Below are 17,097 nucleotides of genomic sequence, written 5' to 3'. Positions count from 1 at the left end.
ATTAACGATTAAATTAAACTATCAAAAGCCGCCATGGTTGAGTCGCATTTGATTACCCGTCCATGACCTTGACCTTGCGTCGCAATCAGCTTGATATTGCTGGCTGCATTTGCGGCTAACTCTGAAGTCGCGAAAGGGGCAAATCTATCGCGTTTATCGTGCACAATCGTCGTGGTATGCTGGCGAGATACCAGTTTTTGATAAGGGTCGATAGTATCTAAACTGTATTGATATTTATCTTCAATATGGGTGATCATCGCGCCAAATAACTTCATTGAATATCCTGATTTTCCCACCATGTCATATAAGTTATCTACGTAGTCGAGTACCGGTGCAATTAATAATAGTGGTAGCGTATCTACTTTCGGATGACGGCTTTCGAGAACTGATGCAGAGCCCATACTATGAGCAATAATACCCGCGACATCATCGACATTATCAACCAGTTCGTCAAAAGCTTGTACAAACGCGGGTAGGTGAGCATAGCGACCTTCACTTTGTCCATGAGCGGGATGATCGTAAGCCAACGCGGTAAAACCTTGCTCAGCGATGTGCACCATTAACGGGAAGAACTGACTGGCACTGCCAGACCAACCATGGCTTAAGATCCAAACCGGACCATTACCCATTTGATAAGTATTTAGGCGACCTTCAGATGTCAGGTGGGTCGAGCGTAACAAACCTTCTGGATCATCATTCTTCGCGGTGCTACGTACTGGTGTGAGCAATAAGTTACGTGCTGTTTTTAGGGCGTGTTTGGGCGCAATACTGTGGTGTAATCGCGTACCGATATTAATCATGCTACGACGGATAGTAAACTTGCTACGGGTATTAAAATAAATGTTACTGCTCATGGTAAACTCCTAAAATAACACCCTTTAAACGAACGGTCGTGCTATTTATATTGTGTTTAAAAGGCGTTTCCGCCCATTAATTATTATCGATTAATCACTATGTATTTATTATTCACTAGTCGTGGTTTATGAGTAACAACAACGGTGAAGTATTATTGCCACTGCTGATAAAGTTGTTTTACGCCTTGCCAAAACAGTGTGCGTTCATCATTCTCAAGTTCGATGGAATGGAACAGGTGACTACTTAAATACAGGCCGTAAAATTGAAACACCGCTTGTCTTGGGATTAAGTCTTCACGAAATAAGCCACTTTGTTGACCTTTGCTAATCTGTATTTCTAAATAGCTGATCCAAGTGTATAGCTGCTTACGTAATGTTTGCTGCAAGATGTCTTGGTTATTATTACTTTCTTTCCAAGCGTCCATAAACATACAACTGCCTTGGAATGAATGGTTCCAGTCTAACCAGTGATGCAACAGTGATTGTAAGCGTGTACTCACATCGTCATGTTGTTCATGTCTCACCGCAATAATCACCCGCTCGTTGAAACATTCACCGGCGTATTCAATCACCGCGACTTGCAGGTTTTCTTTAGAATTAAAATGTGAGAATAAGCCACTTTTAGACATGCCACAGGCTTTGGCAAGCACACCAATGGTTAGGCTCTCTAATCCCGTTTCACTGGCAATGGTGAAGGCTATATTCAGGATATGTTCTCGGGTTATACGGCCTTTAGTCATAAGTATCACTTGTGCTTTTTAGTGTGGTGAATCGAACGTTATCGGCGATGTCATCAGTGCTTCATCACTAATAAAAGACATTTTTAGCACGACCGTACTTTTAATGCCAGCGCCGCGCTTAGTTATGCTTTAAAATATAACTAAGGGGGTAGGTGAGAGGTTGATAAAGAGGTAACTGTCTATGTCGCGGAGGGCTATTGCTTTGATCTCTTATGTTTAAAGGTGGATGTATCGGTGTTATTTACTGTGGTCGATTATGATTCACTCAAGGTAAAGCTTGGTACTTTTGTGCTGGTTTTTGTCAAAATATGGAAATTAAATAAGCTATTTAGTGCTATTAATAAAGATCTGCTCTACACAGTTACACTGGGATCGTTTATGCTTAAGTCAATTTTTAAAGTAAATTAAGGAAGTCGTATGCGGATCACCGCCAATTTTGATGCTGGTAATATTGAAGTTATTAATTTAGATGATAAAAATGATATTCAACTTGCGATCCGTCCGGACGTAGGCGAAGAATTTTTCCAATGGTTTAACTTCCGTGTTGAAGGGGTAGTCGGTGAGCAATACACCCTGAATATCCTTAACGCTGGTGAAGCCGCTTACCTAGAAGGTTGGGAAAACTACCAAGCAGTAGCATCTTATGATCGCCAGCACTGGTTCCGTCTTCCGACTTTCTATAAAGATGGCAAATTAACTATCATTGCGGATATGGACTGTGAGTCAATGCAAATTGCTTATTTTGCCCCGTACAGCTACGAACGTCATCAAGATCTACTAGCGGCAGTGCAAATGCACCCATTAGTAAGCCTAGAACACCTTGGTGAGACTATTGATAAGCGTGACTTAACCTTAGTTAAAATCGGCGACGGTGCTGAAAACAAACGTAACATCTGGATCACTGCACGTCAGCATCCAGGTGAAACAATGGCTGAATGGTTAGTTGATGGCCTAATGCACAGCTTACTTGATAGTGATAACCCAACGGGTAAAGCATTATTAGACAAAGCTAACTTCTACATCGTACCAAACATGAATCCAGACGGCAGCGCACGTGGTCATCTACGTACTAATGCACTGGGTGTTAACCTTAACCGTGAATGGTTGAACCCAAGCTTAGAAAAAAGCCCTGAAGTGTTCCATGTCGTGAACAAAATGCATGAAACTGGCGTTGATTTATTCTATGACGTACATGGCGATGAAGCGCTACCTTTCGTATTCCTAGCGGGTTCACAAGGCACGCCAAGCTATAACGATAGATTAGCGAAACTACGTGATCGTTTCTCTGAAGTATTCAAACTAGCAAGTGCAGATTTCCAATCTGAATTTGGTTATGAAGTTGATGAACCAGGTACAGCCAACATGACAGTGGCTACACATTGGGTAGCAGAAACATTTGATTGTCTTGCTAACACCATGGAAATGCCGTTTAAAGACAATGATAACTTACCTGATCCTATGATGGGTTGGTCACCAGAGCGTTCTATTAAGCTTGGTGAAGCATCATTAGTTGCTATGCTAGCTGTGGCTGACGATTTACGTTAAGTTGTAAACGAACACTAACGCTATAAGCCCGTGAATTGCTGTTAAAACAGTGTTTACGGGCTTTTTTTATAGCTTAAATTCGCAATTGATGTGCTTTTTCGACCTTTATCAATTTGTTAAATGAATTAACGTGGTCGAAATGACGAATGTAGACATATACTCATTAATGTTGACTAAGTTGGTGGAGGGTATGGGGTTATGTCACAAGAAGGCAATCAGATCATTGTACATGGTAAGGTGCAAATGGTCGGTTTTCGTTATGCAACCGTGCAGCAAGCATTACAACTTGGTTTAACTGGGCGTGCTATTAACCTTAAAAATGGTGATGTCGAAGTACAGATTTTTGGTGATAAGACCGACCGTGATAAGCTTATTTTATGGTTAAGAGAAGGGCCTGAAATGGCACAGGTAGATGCCTTAGAAATTAGTAGTGTTGATTATAAAAAATTAGCCGGATTTACTCAGGGTTAATTAGCGAAAGTGATAGCTCTTACTCTTAAGTGAACACTTATATGCTGTTAGTCCGTATTCTATATGTAGTCAGTGGCTATTCTGTAGGTCTTGAGTGAAATAGTGCCGTGTGCAGAAAGTAGAATACCTTCGGCGGCAAGCTGTTGCCTTTGATAATCACCTCGATCCCCTGGCAGTGATATTTTCCCTTGGCTATTCACAATACGATACCAAGGCAGTTTACTGTCGGCTGGTAAACGACTGAGCACTTTACCAACCTGACGTGCGTTACTAGGCATTCCCGCTAATTTAGCGATATCACCATAGGTGGCAACTTTACCTGCAGGTACTTGATAGACGAAAGCAAATACCTGCTGAGCAAAATTATTCACATTAAAAACGCAGTTTAGTCACTAGTTGCTCACCTAACTGTACGTTATTTGATGAACCACTTAATGCTTCACGGGTATCATTAAGCAATGATTCCATACCCGTTTTAATCGTGTGTGAATGGCTTAACTGTTGTTGAACTTGACTGATTGTCTGTTCAACTAAGCTTGAGCTTGAATTCGCTTGTGATACCAATTCTTGTAAACTTTTCATCGTTACTGTCGCGATATCGACACTGTCATCAATAATGCTGGTTACTTGCTTCTGCTTATTAATGATAGCTGCAGAGATATCCATGATTTTTTTCATTTCACCTTGGATCTGATCAGCTGATTGATTCGCGGTATTAGCAAGTGCACGTACTTCATCGGCTACCACGGCAAACCCGCGGCCATGTTCACCCGCACGTGCCGCTTCAATCGCCGCATTTAGTGCCAGTAGGTTCGTTTGATCGGCAATGCCTTTAATCGAGTCAACTAATTGACCAATATTCTTGTTGTTATCGTCTAAGTTGGCTAGCAAAATAGTGAATTCGGCAATAAAGCGTGCAGAATCGGTAATGTTACCGGTTAGCTCTTCAAGCTGTTGAATACCAGTCTGAGAGATATTCGCCGTGCTTTGCGCAGAACTGAAGGAGTCATTAGAAAGACTTTCAATGCCTCTTGATTGTTCCATAAACCCTTGAACTAAATCGAAATTTTGTTCAATGTTTCCGAGTCTTTTCGCCGACGAGGTATTTACACTTTGGGCATTTTTGGTAATTTCTTGAGCAATAGACAGTGCGCCACTGCTCTGTAGTTGCTCTAACATGCTAACTTTACTTTGCAGCGCTGCTAAGTCTGTTTCTGAGATAAGAACTTGTCCAAGAGGGACTTTATTAGAATTGAAAAAATTAAACATAGCTTAAATCTGCCTTATGCGAGTCGTTTATAATTTATAGCGGCAAATTTTGCTCCCGCTGAATACTATTAAGCAATAATTAGACCGTAATTATTAATAATCTAATATTTATTTTTGTTATTAATTATATAGTTATTATTTATTGGCGCAGTGACTAACCAATACTGAGTCATACCGTCACATTTTGGTAAATAGTCAGTCACAAGTGTCGCTAACAATCGTTGGTAAACAGTTGATAACGAATTGTTAAAATAGTGATATAAGTAATATCGGCAACAAGTGCTATTTGTTTAGCGATTTGCTCAGCTATTTACTCGGGAGTGGTGTGCGCTAAATTTAATGATATGGCTATCTAGCGCTATAATGTTAACTGTGCCGAGTTATGAATATGAATATGAATATGAATATTTTGGTAAAGCTATCGACATTTATAAAAAGTTAAGTATATTGTGCGCAAGACAATTAAGAGAGGTTACCCTGATGTCAGAATTGAATGAAGAGACGATGTTGCACTTAGATAATCAGGTTTGTTTTGCTTTATACAGCGCTACGAATGCCATGGTGCGTGCGTATCGGCCAATGCTAAAAGCCCTTGACCTAACTTATCCGCAATACTTAGCTATGTTGGTTTTTTGGCAACAAGATGAAATTAGTGTGAAAGTATTAGGCGAGCAACTACATCTTGATTCGGGCACCTTAACACCTTTGTTAAAACGTTTAGAATTGAAAGGTCTTATTCGCCGTGACCGCAGTGAAGAAGATTCACGTGCGCGTATATTATGTTTAACAGATGCTGGATTTGAATTAAAACAACAAGCTAAAGCCGTGCCGGTGAATATGTTTTGTCAGGCAGGTTTACCAAAAGAAGAACTGTTGATGATGAAAGCCAGTTGTGAAGCATTGTTGAATAATCTAACTGATTAGTCGTGATTATAGCCGTGGAAATAACTGCGGTAATAGTTGTGGTAATAACAACGACAGAAGAACAAGAGGGCTGCTGATTACAGCCCTTTTATGTTAATACGGCATCATCACATGATGACGATAATCTAGGTTATTCTGGACGCCAGCTTAGTGCACTTGCGATCGAACCTACTACGATCAGGTCTTGCTTGTCAGCCGATAAGTCAGGTAGTGTTTGTAAGCTCAATAAACCATTAGTTTGCACTGCGGCAATACTTTGTGTGCCTTGCTCAAAAACGTAGCCAAGTGGATTTTCAACAGTCATGAATAAGTCGTCAGACTTATGCACTGATTTTACGTTTAAGTGCTCGTTGTTGATACGGACAACACCCGATTCATATTTTGCTACATCAAGTGAGATTGCAGCGCTTGATGATTTCATTTCATATTCACCAACAGTTTTGCTATCAACGCTAATATCACAACGGTATGGGTCGTTACCACCGAATGATAAACCGCCAATATTGACACTGGTACCGCCACCGCTACATACCAATACCCAAGTATCGCCATTATCTGTACGGGTAATTTCGGCAACCATGTCACCTTCAGTGGTGCTAACCGTGTTAAACCAAGTTGAACCAGACGAACTGCGATCGTATTTCCCGGTATATTTTCCTGCGATATCAAAGCTGCCTTCTTGGCCTAAACCCCAAAAATCGCCATCTGTTTTGATCAACATTTCTGGCTGTGCTTTCAATTCACTCGTTTTGGTCATGAGTGCAACGCTACCGCAGCCTGAAATTAGGGTTGCTGCAAGTACAGGAAGAATAATTTTTTTCATTATATGTCCATTGTATATATCGGAAAATGACTGGAGTAGTCTGTATCGCGGGCATTATCATTATAAACATACACTAAGTCTAGTTTGGTGAATCGATTAAATGTAAGCGAATGTAAGCGTTTGTCACTTAGCATTTCAGGGGCTGGAGAGTTAAGTAAATAAGCAATAAAATAAGGTGTAAGAAAGGTATAGTAACGGTGTCGTTACGGCGTTAAATAGTCTGCATTAGTACTCTTTATTTAGTATTCTGCAAAGTATTGATTAAGCGCCTGCTGCCATTCTGGACTTTGGCGTACATTCAGCAGCGCGCGGTTTAATTGTTCCGTGTAAGGGCTGCTGTCTTTAATCGCTAAACCATAATTTTGTTTTTCAAACTGATAAGGTAATACCGATATATGCTGATAGCGTCCCTCTTGCTTGGCCTGCTTAAGCTTGTATTTTAATATCGCATTATCATCGACAATCGCATCCACCTCACCGTTATTTAAGGCTATGAGCATTTCATCAATATTATTAAATGTCTGGTGCACTATGCCTAAGTTAGTTAGATAAATAGAGGAGGTGGTTGATACTTTTGCGCCAACATTAAGGTGAATGAGATCGTACGGCCCCTTAATGTCGCTGTTCATCAAACCTAGAGTGAAGGTACTGGCAAGAATTGCGGTCACACTGGCAATAAATAGCGTTGAGGTGATACCAAGTAATACCGTGACTACCCGACCTGTCAAGGTCTTAAACTCGAAGTAATTAAACGGCCCTTTGGTGATAAATAATAACCCTAAAATGAAAGCTTCTAACCATTGTCCTCGCTTTGATGGCATTGAATAAAGTTTATCGTTAACGCTATGTTCGAGTTTGTAAAATATCCAGCCTATGATGCCCGCTAGCAGTACTATAATCGCTAAGATTATAAGCAGGGTGATGTTGGTGATTAAATCGATGAACGAGCTGAGGTAGCCTTTTTCTTTTACTGCAATAGCCAAGTGGGTTTCGTAAAAGGAGTGAGAGAAGTCCATGACTAACTCACGCTCTGGGGTAATGGAGATACAGGAAATACCGACTTCAACATTGCCTGTTTCAATCTCATCGAGTAGATCTTGTAAGGCATAGTTTTTAATTTTGTATTGCAAATCAAGACTGTTGGCGATGCGTTGCCATAATAAAATGCTCAGCCCAGAGCTGGTGGATAGTGGACTACCATTTGGGTGTAAGCTCATGACAAAAGGCGGGCAGTGATAACTTCCGACGTTTATGACAGGTTTGCTAGCATTATTAACTGAGCTATTAATCGTATTGACTGAGCTATTAATAGTAGAACTACTTATATTAATAACTGAACTAGTGTAGCCATACGATGCCATACTGTACAAATAACAAAATACACCCAGTTTTATGATTGAACGTAATAGTAGCGGCATAACAATCCTTAATACTTTGTCAAAAGCGCGATGTCAGCTCTGTCAAAGATCTGGTCTATGTTGCTATTTTCTTATTAAGTTTAGTGGAAAACGGAAAAAGGTTTATCAATATGAAATTTAAATTGCCAGCATCTTTATTATTAATGGGTATGTTAAGCGGCTTACTGATTGGTTGTACAAGTGGAAGTCAGAATGGAGGTCAGAGCGAAACTGATAATGGCAGCACTAATACTGCAGTCGCGAAAACGGAAACCTATTGGGTGGCGCCTGAACGTGTTGCTTGTCAAGGTATCGTACCGATGCAGTGCTTAGTCGTGAACAAAGTCGTTGATGGAAAAACCAGTGGCTGGCAATATTTTTATAACGATATTGCCGGCTTTGAATATGCACCGGGTTCGTTTTATAAATTATCGGTAGAAACCACTGAAGTGGCCAATCCCGCGGCTGATGCTTCAAGTTTATCGTATAAGTTACTTGCAGAAATGGATAAAAAGCAAAATCATTATGCCGATAATACGATGTTAACCGAAAGTCGACAGTGGAATTTGAAGCAACTGACAGGCTTAGGTGACGTTAATCCGATGATGTTAGAACGACCTGCGTATATCAGTATTGCTGGCGATCGTTTGTCTGGGTTCTCGGGCTGTAATAATTTCTTTGGTCAAGTGCAGCATTTATTTGAAGACGAACAAGTGAAAAATTCGTTATTAAAGCTGGGTCCAATAGGCTCAACTTTAATGGCGTGTGCGGATCCCAATGGCAATGCCGTTGAACAAAAACTGCAGCAAGCACTGGCTGTGGTGAATGCAATTCAAGTACAGTGGCCGTTCTTAAACATGTATCAGAATGATGAACTGATGATTCAATTTGTCGCTGAAGATTGGGATTAAGCTTTAACCTTAAATTTAAGCGCTAGCTATTGACGGTATCTAAGCCTAACGGATAAAACATCTCAATGTTGTCATTAAATTTGAGGTGTTTTATCTATGCGTCACGGGAATTTAGGGAGGCTAACAGACGAATCTGTTAAGTAATATTAAGCGCAATACGCTCTACCAATTTTATCTCTCGGCTAAATTTCACCGCAAGTAACTGGGCCTCTGGCTGCCAACGCACCACTTTTGAGGGGATCACGTCGGTAAAGTAATTATCAAACTTAATAATGATACCTTCATCAAGGCTAAATTTACTTTCGCTTTGCACTCTCACTAACATCCCTGATTTGGAGATATTTAGCACTTGAACTGGTATCTTAAAAAAATCAAATAACCCGAGTTTGTCCACATATAATACCGGAAACGGATCCCAATAAGTATAACGAGCATGATCACGATCACGCTTGAATGACAGATCTTTTTTTACACTAAACATGGTATATCCGTATGTGTATGTATATTTTCAGATGCGCAGATGCGCAAATTGAGTGTATTTAAGTTATTCAATATAACTGAAAATTGATAAGTTATCGCCTTAACAGTCTGTAAAAATAAACTTTCTTAGTTTTAGCTATTGATATTAATCAAGCTATGTAGAATCTTTCTTGTACTTAAAGCTTATCTTCATTAAAATACTAATACGAATTGTTTTTATTTAGGTATTTGGACTGTGGCGCAAATTCTTATCGTCGATGATGATATACAACTGTGTGAATTACTAACTGAAGTTTTAACCGAAGATGGTTACCAAGTGCATAGCGTGCACTGTGGTGAAACTGCCCTCGATTATATGCAGGCTAAACCGGTTGATTTAGTTTTGCTTGATGTAATGTTACCAAATATTAATGGCTTGCAAGTCGCAAGACGTATTTGCCAACGCTTTGCTACGCCGATTTTAATGCTAACGGCATTAGCGGATGAAAGTGCCATGCTCGATTGTTTGCAGGCTGGTGCTGATCAGTATATTGCCAAACCTTATAGCGTACCCGAACTATTAACCCGCATTCAAGTGATGCTACGGCGTGTCGGTTTGGAAAAGCAAAGGCAAAACTTGGGTGGCGAGAGTTCCGTTCTCACCCAGTTATCACGTTTGTCATTAACTGGGACTGAAGCTGAACTACTGGAATACCTGGTTTCTCGCCATGAAATTGTGGTGTCGAAAGGTGAATTGCAAAAACAAGTATTAAAGAAAGACTTATGTCCGTTCGACCGTAATCTTGATATGCACATAAGTAATATCCGTCGCAAGATGGTGCAATCAGGCTTGTCGAAATTACATATCAAAACGGTTCGAGGTAAAGGTTACAGCTTCTTTGAGCATGTCGGTAGCATGGCAATATGAGTAAAGGTATTGTGAATACTGCGAGACAGTTATTTTTTTTAGGTGATCGCCAAGGACTGGCGTTTCGTTTATTCAGCTACTTCGCTATTACGTTGGTACTGATCCTGAGCTTACAAAGTATTGCTGAAATGGCGTTAGTACGGGTATTGCTACATTTACCCGCGACGGTTAAAACTGAAATGTTAGATCTTGCCGAGCAGGCTAATGTATTGCTGGATAGTAAAGACAACGAAGGCAATATAGACAGTCACAAATTGGCAGCATGGGAGGCGGCACAGTCGAGTTATTTGTTTGTGCTTAATGATGATTTCGAAGAAGTCAGTACCCGTGTTATGCATCCGCATTTTAAATTTAAACTGCGTTTTATTCGTCAACTCGATACCATTTTAGAAAAGCATGTGAGTAAGCCTGTTATTGGTTTGCCGTTACGACCTGGTTATCAACTTGTAGTGCAGTTTTCTGATAAGCAACATCCCGCCCATTACTTCCCTTATTACTTTGCCGCGATCCAATTTGTGATCACTAGTATTCTGCTCGCTATATTTTCACTGTTACTGGCGCGGCATTTACAGCAGCCGTTGCATCGTTTACAGGCGGCCAGTCGCGGTCTAGCTGAGGGGGACTTTAGTATTCGGGCATCGCATCAAGTCGGCAATAGTGTGACTGAGTTTAATCAGCTAGCACAAGACCTGGATGATATGGCGGAACACATAACCTTGCTGATTGGTAAGCAGAAGAAATTAATCACAGATGTATCCCATGAATTAAGAACGCCATTAGCACGGCATAGTTTGATCTTGCACTTGTTGCGTAAACGCTGTCCACAAGAAGTGAGTGGGTTGTTAGATAGATTAGATAATGAATCGACTGAAATGAATAACTTGGTGAGTGAGATATTAGAGTTTGGTCGTTTGGGGCATGAGAATGTATCTGTGAAACTGGTGCCAATCCAGGTCGAGTCCTTGTGCCAGATCCAAGTCATGCAAAATGAAATGGATTTAAAACCCCAGCAGTTGCTAACCGTTGAATTAGATAATGCCACCCCCATGGTACTTGCTGATAGCCGCTTATGTTTAAGGGCTATCAAAAATGTGCTCGAAAATGCTATTAAGTATGCGGGTGATAATGCCGTCATTGTCGTCATGGTACGTCAACAAGATCATTATGTTGAAGTCATTGTTAGCGATGATGGTATTGGCATACCTCCACAGCAACTAGAGCGCGTATTTGATCCATTTGTACGCATTGAGCAGGCGAGAAACAAACAGTCTGGCGGTTATGGACTTGGACTAGCAATTGTAAAGGAAGCAATGCTGATCATGCGCGGCGAAGCGATAGCGGAACTTAATGTAAATAATGGCGTCACGGTAAAATTACGCTTCCCTATCCAATAATGGTTACTTATCACTAGGCTTTTATGGAAACAGCTTATTTCACTGTGAAATAAGCTGTTTTATTATTCGATAAAGGTCAATAAACCCCCACTATTTCTGCTTCATTAATCTTTTCCCTCATTTCAATTGCAAAGAATGTAAATTTAATGCAAATGGTAATGATTATCAATTAGAATTATGTTCATCAAGTCGACCTACTGTAGTAGGCGTGAAATTTAAATTAATGAAAATGAATCGGAGATAACGGAATATGTTTTGTAAAACTCGATTAGCTGTCGTGATTGCGACTGTGTTAGCAGCGCCAAGTGCTTATTCTACTGAAACGGTAGAGACTGATGAACACATGGAAGTCGTAGGCCGAGACTATGGTTATAAAGTTGATACCAATAGCACTGCAATGCGTGTTGAAGCAACACAGCTGGAAACACCGGGACAAGTAATGGTGATTGATGAGCAGCTAATTGATGAGCAAAGAGCAAGCACACTAGGTGACGTACTGAAAAATGATTCAAGTATTTCTGCTGGCGGTGTAAGCCGTAACCGTGAATCATTTAAATTACGTGGTTTTGGATTAGATAGTGGTAGTGGTTTCTTACGTGATGGCAAACAGCATTGGTCTCACTACCGTCAACCTATTGAATTACTAGAGCGTGTTGAAGTATTGAAAGGTCCTGCAGGCCTACTTTACGGTAAATCGGCACCAGGTGGCTTAGTAAACATGGTTTCTAAAAAACCAACTTACGAAACCCAAGTTAACATCAGTCAAGACTTAGGCTCTAACAATGATTCACGTACCACTGCAGATGTAAGTGGTTCATTAAATGATGCACAAACATTACGTGCGCGTGCTGTTGTTTCAAAACAGAGCTACGATTCATGGCGTACCTACAGCGATGGCAGTACGCCGTCGACAGAACGTTTTGTTGGTGGTCTATTTGTTGATTACGACTTAAATGACAAAGTAACTGTATCTGTGCATTACGATAAAACCAATGATAACGGCAGTGTTGATTCTGGTGCTTATATCGTTGATGGTAAGCCTGTTGGTGGTGATGAATTTATCTGGGATGCTGACTGGTCAACGATTGAAAATGATGTTGAAAATATTGGTTTTGATATTGCGGCACAATTATCTGACAACTGGAATATGAAATTAGGTTATAACAATCAAGACTTTAAACGTCGTGATATTGAAAGTTTTACTAATCCAATTCCAGATAAAAATGGCGACATTACTTATAGTGGTTACGATCGTTTTGATCATTGGGAGTTTAATACTGCCTTTATTGATTTTGTCGGTGAATTTGATGCATTAGGTATGCAACATCAAACATTGATTGGTGCTAACTGGCTAGGTTATTACTATCTTGGCCAAACGCATAAAATTGGTGGGCAAACGGCTAAGCCTGGTGATTCTTTAGAAAAACCAGACGGTTTACATTACAGCAATGGTTCGGTTAAAGATCCTACAGAGCGTGATTCTTACGGTCTCTATGTACAAGATATGGTTACGGTTAATGACCAATGGCAAGTGCTTGCTGGTCTGCGTTTTGATCACGAAGTAACGGCTAAAGATACTTACAACAACTTGTTACCGAAACTAGGTCTAATTTATCATCCGCAACAGAACGGCTCTATTTATGCGACTTACTCAGAAAGTTTTGAGCCGAAAGATGCAATTGATAGTATTAATGATATCAATAATGGTAAAGAGCTTGATCCGGTAAAAGGTAAGTTATACGAGCTTGGTTCGAAATGGGAACTGATGGATAAGCAACTGTTTGTATCCGGTGCTGTCTTCGATATTACTCAAGAAAATATAGTCATTTCACAAAAAATTGGTACTACCAGTCAAACTGAAACGACCCAAGCGGGTAAACAAGTTCACCGCGGTGCAGAATTCAGTGCGATGGGTTATGTCACTGAAGCTGTTTCTCTTAGCGGTTCAATGACTTATTTAGATGCTGAAATTCATGATGCATTTGATACCGCTATTGATGGTAACCGTCCTGCTGATGTACCTGAGTTCTCTGCCAGTGTTTGGAGCCGTTACTCGTTTGCGAACAACACAGACGTAAACTTAGGTGCTATCTATGTTGGTGAACGTTTCGGTGATGAGAAAAATACTTACAAGAAAGACGCTTACACGCGTTTTGATACCGGTATTGCCCATACCATTAATTACGATAAAGACATGGACCTAGTATTACGTTTCAACATTGAAAACTTGTTTGATACGGATTACTTAGCTGGCGGTAGCCAAACTAAAACTATCGTTGGTGAGGGCCGTAACTACATGGCTTCAATCCAATTACGTTACTAAGAATAATGGCAGCCATATGCTAAGCGAATATACGCTCAAGCTAAATAGCTAAAGCCTTCATAAACAGCAGCAATCGACTCTTGGATCCAATAGATGTCGGTTGTTGCTTTTTGTGGTTTGAATCCTTTTAAACTTTAACTCGAATGTTGATTAATTATGCTTTTAAAAAAACCTTACTCTCTATTGTTTGTTGCTGCACTTAGCAGTATCACGTTTAGCAATTCAGTGCTGGCGCAAGCTAGTGATAGTGCACAAGCGATTGAGCATGCTCAAGCTCAGACGCATAACATGAATAACAGGGCTGCCACTAGCCAGTTAAACATAGATAGCAGTGCCGACCGTACTTTGAGCATGCAAGCAGAAATAGAACGTTTGCAAGAAGAAGTCGACAACTTAGCTGTATATCGCAACCATCTTGCTAAATTAGTTAACAATCAAAATCAAGAACTGAGTAGTTTAGATGAACAGCTAGCAGGGATTAAAAGTACCCGCCAAGGCATAGTGCCGTTAATGTATAAAATGATCACCGGTTTAGAAGACATTATTAATACCGGCAAGCCAATTAAAAAACCGCAACGTTTAGCGCGCCTAGATAAATTAAACGCGATGATGGGTCAAGCAGATGTCAGCGATGCCGAGAAATACCGCCGTATCTTAGAAGCGTATCAAATTGAAATAGATTACGGCACTAAGTTAGGTGTTTATCAAGGCGAAATAGCACTGGCGTCAATTGGTCAATCTATCACGGTGGATTTGCTCCACCTAGGTCGTATCGCCTTTGTTGCCCGTAGCTTAGATAGCCAACATTATTGGCAGTGGCACGATGAACGTCAAGAATGGGTAACGATCTCGGAACATACTGATGATATCGATAAAGCCTTCAAAATGGCCAATAAACAAATTGCGCCAAGCTTAATTTATCTTCCTGTGACGACCGCTCAACGTGTAGGTACTGCCCAATGAAACCATTTAATGTAATGAACGCTCCAGTGCTAATGAACAAAGCACAATCATTTTTAACCCAGGCATTGGTTATTAGTGCGTTAACAGTCAGTGCGCATACTTTTGCTGCGGATAATGTGGCCAATGCTAATAATGCAGCGCGTGTCGTGAGTGAAAAATTACTTAGCGATACTGAGCAAGACAATAAACAGCTAACCAAAGCATTGAAACAACGTGAAGCTAATTTCAAATTAACAGAACATGAAATAAAGCAACAACGCCAAGCATTATTAACTCAGCAGCGCCAATTGCAAACTGAAACCGAGTTATTAAGTCAGGTATTTACCCGTAACGAAGAAACATTAGCCAAGCAAGAAACACGATTACGCTTAGAAACTGGTAGTTTGGGTGAGTTGTTTGGTGTGGTACGCCAATCGGCAAAGCAACTTAGCAGCGAGATTAATACCGCGGTAACCGCTGTTGATCGTGCGACCTTCTCTCCCATCGTGACAGATATTGTTGCGGCGAAAAAATTACCGTCAATGCTGCAATTAACCGGTTTATGGTCAGCGCTATCAGAACAAATTAAAGCCAGTGCTGAAATCAAATCAGTAAACCTTGCTGTGATTGATGGCGCAGGGCAATTAACAGATAAACAAGCCGTGCGTCTTGGTAGTTTTGGCCTCGTCGGTGATCAGGGCTATCTCGCTTGGAATAGCGAAAAGCAAACCGCAACCGCTTATCTAAAACAGCCAGAACAAGGCCCTGTTGCTGCAGATCTAGCTGCTGCTAATTCAGCTATTAACTCAACTGATAGCTTTGTGGTATTGGATCCGTCTCGTGGTTTGATGCTGGCACAATTGGCAAATACCCCAACCCTAAAAGATCGTTTGGAAAATGGTGGCACAGTCGGTTACGTGATCATTGCATTGCTTGTGGTTGGTTTGTTGATTGCGCTGGTACAAGGCATTAAGTTGATGCTTGCGCGTCGCAACATCCAGCAACAGTTAGCTAACCCAAGCCAGATTGGCAACAACCCCTTGGGTCGTATTCTGCAAGTCTATGTAGACAGTAATGTTAAGTCAGCACTGCATAATAGTACCGAAGCGTTAGAACTGCGTTTAATGGAAGTAGTTGTTGATGAGCAACAAGGTTTAGAAAAAGGTCTATCAATGCTGAAGTTGCTGGCTGCATTGGCGCCGATGCTCGGTTTGTTAGGTACGGTAACCGGTATGATTGAAACATTCCAAGTGATCACTCAGTTTGGTAATGGCGATCCGAAAGTAATGGCTGGCGGTATTTCAATGGCGCTGATCACTACGGTACTCGGTTTAGTGGCTGCGATGCCATTATTACTGGCTCACAATATCTTAAGCACACAAGCGGATAATATTCGCGATACGCTGGAGAAGCAGGGCATTAGCTTAGTTGCAGCAGAGGCTGAAAAGCTAGCTATTAGTGCTTTTGAGGCTTTTGAAACTAGTGCTGTTGCAACCAGCGCAGAGGCTATTAACGCTGAGCAGGCGGTTCCTCTTACTCAACAAGCGGGCTAACGGATGCATTTTGATATTAGTGCAATTGATTGGCTCGAAAGCGTCAATCATTTTATGCAGCAGGGAGGGCATATCCTATATTGGCTTGCCGCTGTCGTCATGCTGTGTTGGTTTTGTGTCATGGAGCGGTTGTTGTATCTGTATGGTTATTTCCCTGCGCAACAACGTCAATTGTTAGCGCGTTGGAATGCACGTGAAGAGCAAGATTCTTGGCATGCTCACGCTATTCGTGGTGGTTGGCTGTTACAGGCGCAACAAGCTCTGCAGCAAAATCTTAATTTTCTAAAAGTGCTGGTGGCTATCTGCCCTATGTTAGGGCTGTTAGGCACAGTTACGGGCATGATCAGTGTGTTTGACGTCATGGCGACATTGGGTAGTAGTGAACCTAAATTAATGGCATCGGGTATTTCACTGGCGACGTTACCGACAATGGCGGGCATGGTTGCTGCGTTGGCGGGGATGTTTGCTCATGCGCGTTTAAGCAAGGCTTGTGATAGTCGTTATAACAAATTAGAAAAATTATTAAGACCATCTATTAAGACCATCTATTAAGACTATTTATAA

17 protein-coding genes are annotated in these 17,097 nt (G+C 41.0%); 10 read left to right on the top strand and 7 right to left on the bottom strand.

Annotated elements, in window-relative coordinates; all coding sequences use genetic code 11:
• Window positions 1-8: 8 nt before the first annotated feature.
• Complete coding sequence (locus CXF93_RS14105; protein ID WP_101063114.1) at window positions 9-854, bottom strand: alpha/beta fold hydrolase; 846 nt, start codon at window positions 852-854, stop codon at window positions 9-11.
• A 152-nt stretch (window positions 855-1,006) separates the two neighbouring features.
• A complete protein-coding gene (locus CXF93_RS14100) occupies window positions 1,007-1,594 on the bottom strand; it encodes a TetR/AcrR family transcriptional regulator (RefSeq protein ID WP_101063113.1) in 588 nt (195 codons plus the stop codon).
• 417 nt (window positions 1,595-2,011) lie between these two features.
• On the opposite strand from CXF93_RS14100, the gene CXF93_RS14095 reads away from it, so the two are divergent.
• Together CXF93_RS14095 and CXF93_RS14090 are read left to right on the top strand one after the other, a co-directional pair.
• Window positions 2,012-3,139 carry a M14-type cytosolic carboxypeptidase gene (locus CXF93_RS14095; RefSeq protein WP_101063112.1) on the top strand — a complete coding sequence of 376 codons (1,128 nt, stop codon included), beginning with the start codon at window positions 2,012-2,014 and terminating at the stop codon, window positions 3,137-3,139.
• Between the two features lie 198 nt (window positions 3,140-3,337).
• Window positions 3,338-3,610, top strand: coding sequence for an acylphosphatase (locus CXF93_RS14090; protein WP_101063111.1), 273 nt, complete (start codon window positions 3,338-3,340; stop codon window positions 3,608-3,610).
• Between the two features lie 59 nt (window positions 3,611-3,669).
• On the opposite strand, the gene CXF93_RS14085 is transcribed toward CXF93_RS14090, so the two are convergent.
• Together CXF93_RS14085 and CXF93_RS14080 are read right to left on the bottom strand one after the other, a co-directional pair.
• Complete coding sequence (locus CXF93_RS14085; protein ID WP_101063110.1) at window positions 3,670-3,981, bottom strand: MGMT family protein; 312 nt, start codon at window positions 3,979-3,981, stop codon at window positions 3,670-3,672.
• 1 nt (window position 3,982) lies between these two features.
• Window positions 3,983-4,654 carry a methyl-accepting chemotaxis protein gene (locus CXF93_RS14080; RefSeq protein WP_232784234.1) on the bottom strand — a complete coding sequence of 224 codons (672 nt, stop codon included), beginning with the start codon at window positions 4,652-4,654 and terminating at the stop codon, window positions 3,983-3,985.
• 705 nt (window positions 4,655-5,359) lie between these two features.
• Between CXF93_RS14080 and CXF93_RS14075 the strand changes: the two genes are divergently transcribed.
• Complete coding sequence (locus CXF93_RS14075) at window positions 5,360-5,803, top strand: MarR family winged helix-turn-helix transcriptional regulator (RefSeq protein WP_101063367.1); 444 nt, start codon at window positions 5,360-5,362, stop codon at window positions 5,801-5,803.
• A gap of 130 nt (window positions 5,804-5,933) precedes the next feature.
• Here CXF93_RS14075 and CXF93_RS14070 read toward each other — a convergent pair whose 3' ends face one another.
• Both CXF93_RS14070 and CXF93_RS14065 read right to left on the bottom strand, forming a co-directional pair.
• Entirely contained in the window at window positions 5,934-6,626 is a 693-nt protein-coding gene (locus tag CXF93_RS14070) for a hypothetical protein (protein WP_101063108.1), read from the bottom strand.
• A gap of 239 nt (window positions 6,627-6,865) precedes the next feature.
• Entirely contained in the window at window positions 6,866-7,987 is a 1,122-nt protein-coding gene (locus CXF93_RS14065; protein WP_255418844.1) for an ABC transporter substrate-binding protein, read from the bottom strand.
• Between the two features lie 167 nt (window positions 7,988-8,154).
• Here CXF93_RS14065 and CXF93_RS14060 point away from each other — a divergent pair, with 167 nt between their 5' ends.
• Entirely contained in the window at window positions 8,155-8,934 is a 780-nt protein-coding gene (locus CXF93_RS14060) for a DUF4377 domain-containing protein (protein WP_101063106.1), read from the top strand.
• Between the two features lie 136 nt (window positions 8,935-9,070).
• On the opposite strand, the gene CXF93_RS14055 is transcribed toward CXF93_RS14060, so the two are convergent.
• A complete protein-coding gene (locus CXF93_RS14055; protein WP_101063105.1) occupies window positions 9,071-9,415 on the bottom strand; it encodes a PilZ domain-containing protein in 345 nt (114 codons plus the stop codon).
• A gap of 234 nt (window positions 9,416-9,649) precedes the next feature.
• Here CXF93_RS14055 and CXF93_RS14050 point away from each other — a divergent pair, with 234 nt between their 5' ends.
• From CXF93_RS14050 to CXF93_RS14025, 6 genes are all read left to right on the top strand, one after another.
• The gene (locus tag CXF93_RS14050) at window positions 9,650-10,321 is read left to right on the top strand and encodes a response regulator transcription factor (RefSeq protein WP_101063104.1); all 672 of its coding nucleotides are present in this window, start codon (window positions 9,650-9,652) and stop codon (window positions 10,319-10,321) included.
• On the top strand, window positions 10,318-11,715 hold the full coding sequence (locus CXF93_RS14045; protein ID WP_101063103.1) for an ATP-binding protein: 1,398 nt from the start codon (window positions 10,318-10,320) through the stop codon (window positions 11,713-11,715). Before CXF93_RS14050 ends, CXF93_RS14045 begins: the two co-directional genes overlap by 4 nt.
• A gap of 250 nt (window positions 11,716-11,965) precedes the next feature.
• Window positions 11,966-14,038 carry a TonB-dependent siderophore receptor gene (locus CXF93_RS14040; RefSeq protein WP_101063102.1) on the top strand — a complete coding sequence of 691 codons (2,073 nt, stop codon included), beginning with the start codon at window positions 11,966-11,968 and terminating at the stop codon, window positions 14,036-14,038.
• Between the two features lie 156 nt (window positions 14,039-14,194).
• Window positions 14,195-15,001 carry a DUF3450 domain-containing protein gene (locus CXF93_RS14035; RefSeq protein WP_101063101.1) on the top strand — a complete coding sequence of 269 codons (807 nt, stop codon included), beginning with the start codon at window positions 14,195-14,197 and terminating at the stop codon, window positions 14,999-15,001.
• On the top strand, window positions 14,998-16,533 hold the full coding sequence (locus CXF93_RS14030; protein ID WP_198551661.1) for a MotA/TolQ/ExbB proton channel family protein: 1,536 nt from the start codon (window positions 14,998-15,000) through the stop codon (window positions 16,531-16,533). The genes CXF93_RS14035 and CXF93_RS14030 overlap by 4 nt, the downstream gene beginning before the upstream one ends.
• 3 nt (window positions 16,534-16,536) lie before the next feature.
• The gene (locus CXF93_RS14025; RefSeq protein ID WP_101063100.1) at window positions 16,537-17,085 is read left to right on the top strand and encodes a MotA/TolQ/ExbB proton channel family protein; all 549 of its coding nucleotides are present in this window, start codon (window positions 16,537-16,539) and stop codon (window positions 17,083-17,085) included.
• Window positions 17,086-17,097: the final 12 nt, after the last annotated feature.

It is taken from the genome of Moritella sp. Urea-trap-13 (genome assembly GCF_002836355.1).
Taxonomy (GTDB): domain Bacteria; phylum Pseudomonadota; class Gammaproteobacteria; order Enterobacterales; family Moritellaceae; genus Moritella.
Note: the sequence above shows the minus strand (reverse complement) of the source record. Positions and strands in the feature narration are given on the sequence as shown.

Coding starts and splice junctions, on each gene's coding strand:
- CXF93_RS14105 (WP_101063114.1), bottom strand. CDS start 854: ATGAGCAGTAACATTTATTTTAATACCCGTAGCAAGTTTACTATCCGT.
- CXF93_RS14100 (WP_101063113.1), bottom strand. CDS start 1,594: ATGACTAAAGGCCGTATAACCCGAGAACATATCCTGAATATAGCCTTC.
- CXF93_RS14095 (WP_101063112.1), top strand. CDS start 2,012: ATGCGGATCACCGCCAATTTTGATGCTGGTAATATTGAAGTTATTAAT.
- CXF93_RS14090 (WP_101063111.1), top strand. CDS start 3,338: ATGTCACAAGAAGGCAATCAGATCATTGTACATGGTAAGGTGCAAATG.
- CXF93_RS14080 (WP_232784234.1), bottom strand. CDS start 4,654: ATGGAACAATCAAGAGGCATTGAAAGTCTTTCTAATGACTCCTTCAGT.
- CXF93_RS14075 (WP_101063367.1), top strand. CDS start 5,360: ATGTCAGAATTGAATGAAGAGACGATGTTGCACTTAGATAATCAGGTT.
- CXF93_RS14070 (WP_101063108.1), bottom strand. CDS start 6,626: ATGAAAAAAATTATTCTTCCTGTACTTGCAGCAACCCTAATTTCAGGC.
- CXF93_RS14065 (WP_255418844.1), bottom strand. CDS start 7,987: ATGGCATCGTATGGCTACACTAGTTCAGTTATTAATATAAGTAGTTCT.
- CXF93_RS14060 (WP_101063106.1), top strand. CDS start 8,155: ATGAAATTTAAATTGCCAGCATCTTTATTATTAATGGGTATGTTAAGC.
- CXF93_RS14055 (WP_101063105.1), bottom strand. CDS start 9,415: ATGTTTAGTGTAAAAAAAGATCTGTCATTCAAGCGTGATCGTGATCAT.
- CXF93_RS14045 (WP_101063103.1), top strand. CDS start 10,318: ATGAGTAAAGGTATTGTGAATACTGCGAGACAGTTATTTTTTTTAGGT.
- CXF93_RS14040 (WP_101063102.1), top strand. CDS start 11,966: ATGTTTTGTAAAACTCGATTAGCTGTCGTGATTGCGACTGTGTTAGCA.
- CXF93_RS14035 (WP_101063101.1), top strand. CDS start 14,195: ATGCTTTTAAAAAAACCTTACTCTCTATTGTTTGTTGCTGCACTTAGC.
- CXF93_RS14030 (WP_198551661.1), top strand. CDS start 14,998: ATGAAACCATTTAATGTAATGAACGCTCCAGTGCTAATGAACAAAGCA.
- CXF93_RS14025 (WP_101063100.1), top strand. CDS start 16,537: ATGCATTTTGATATTAGTGCAATTGATTGGCTCGAAAGCGTCAATCAT.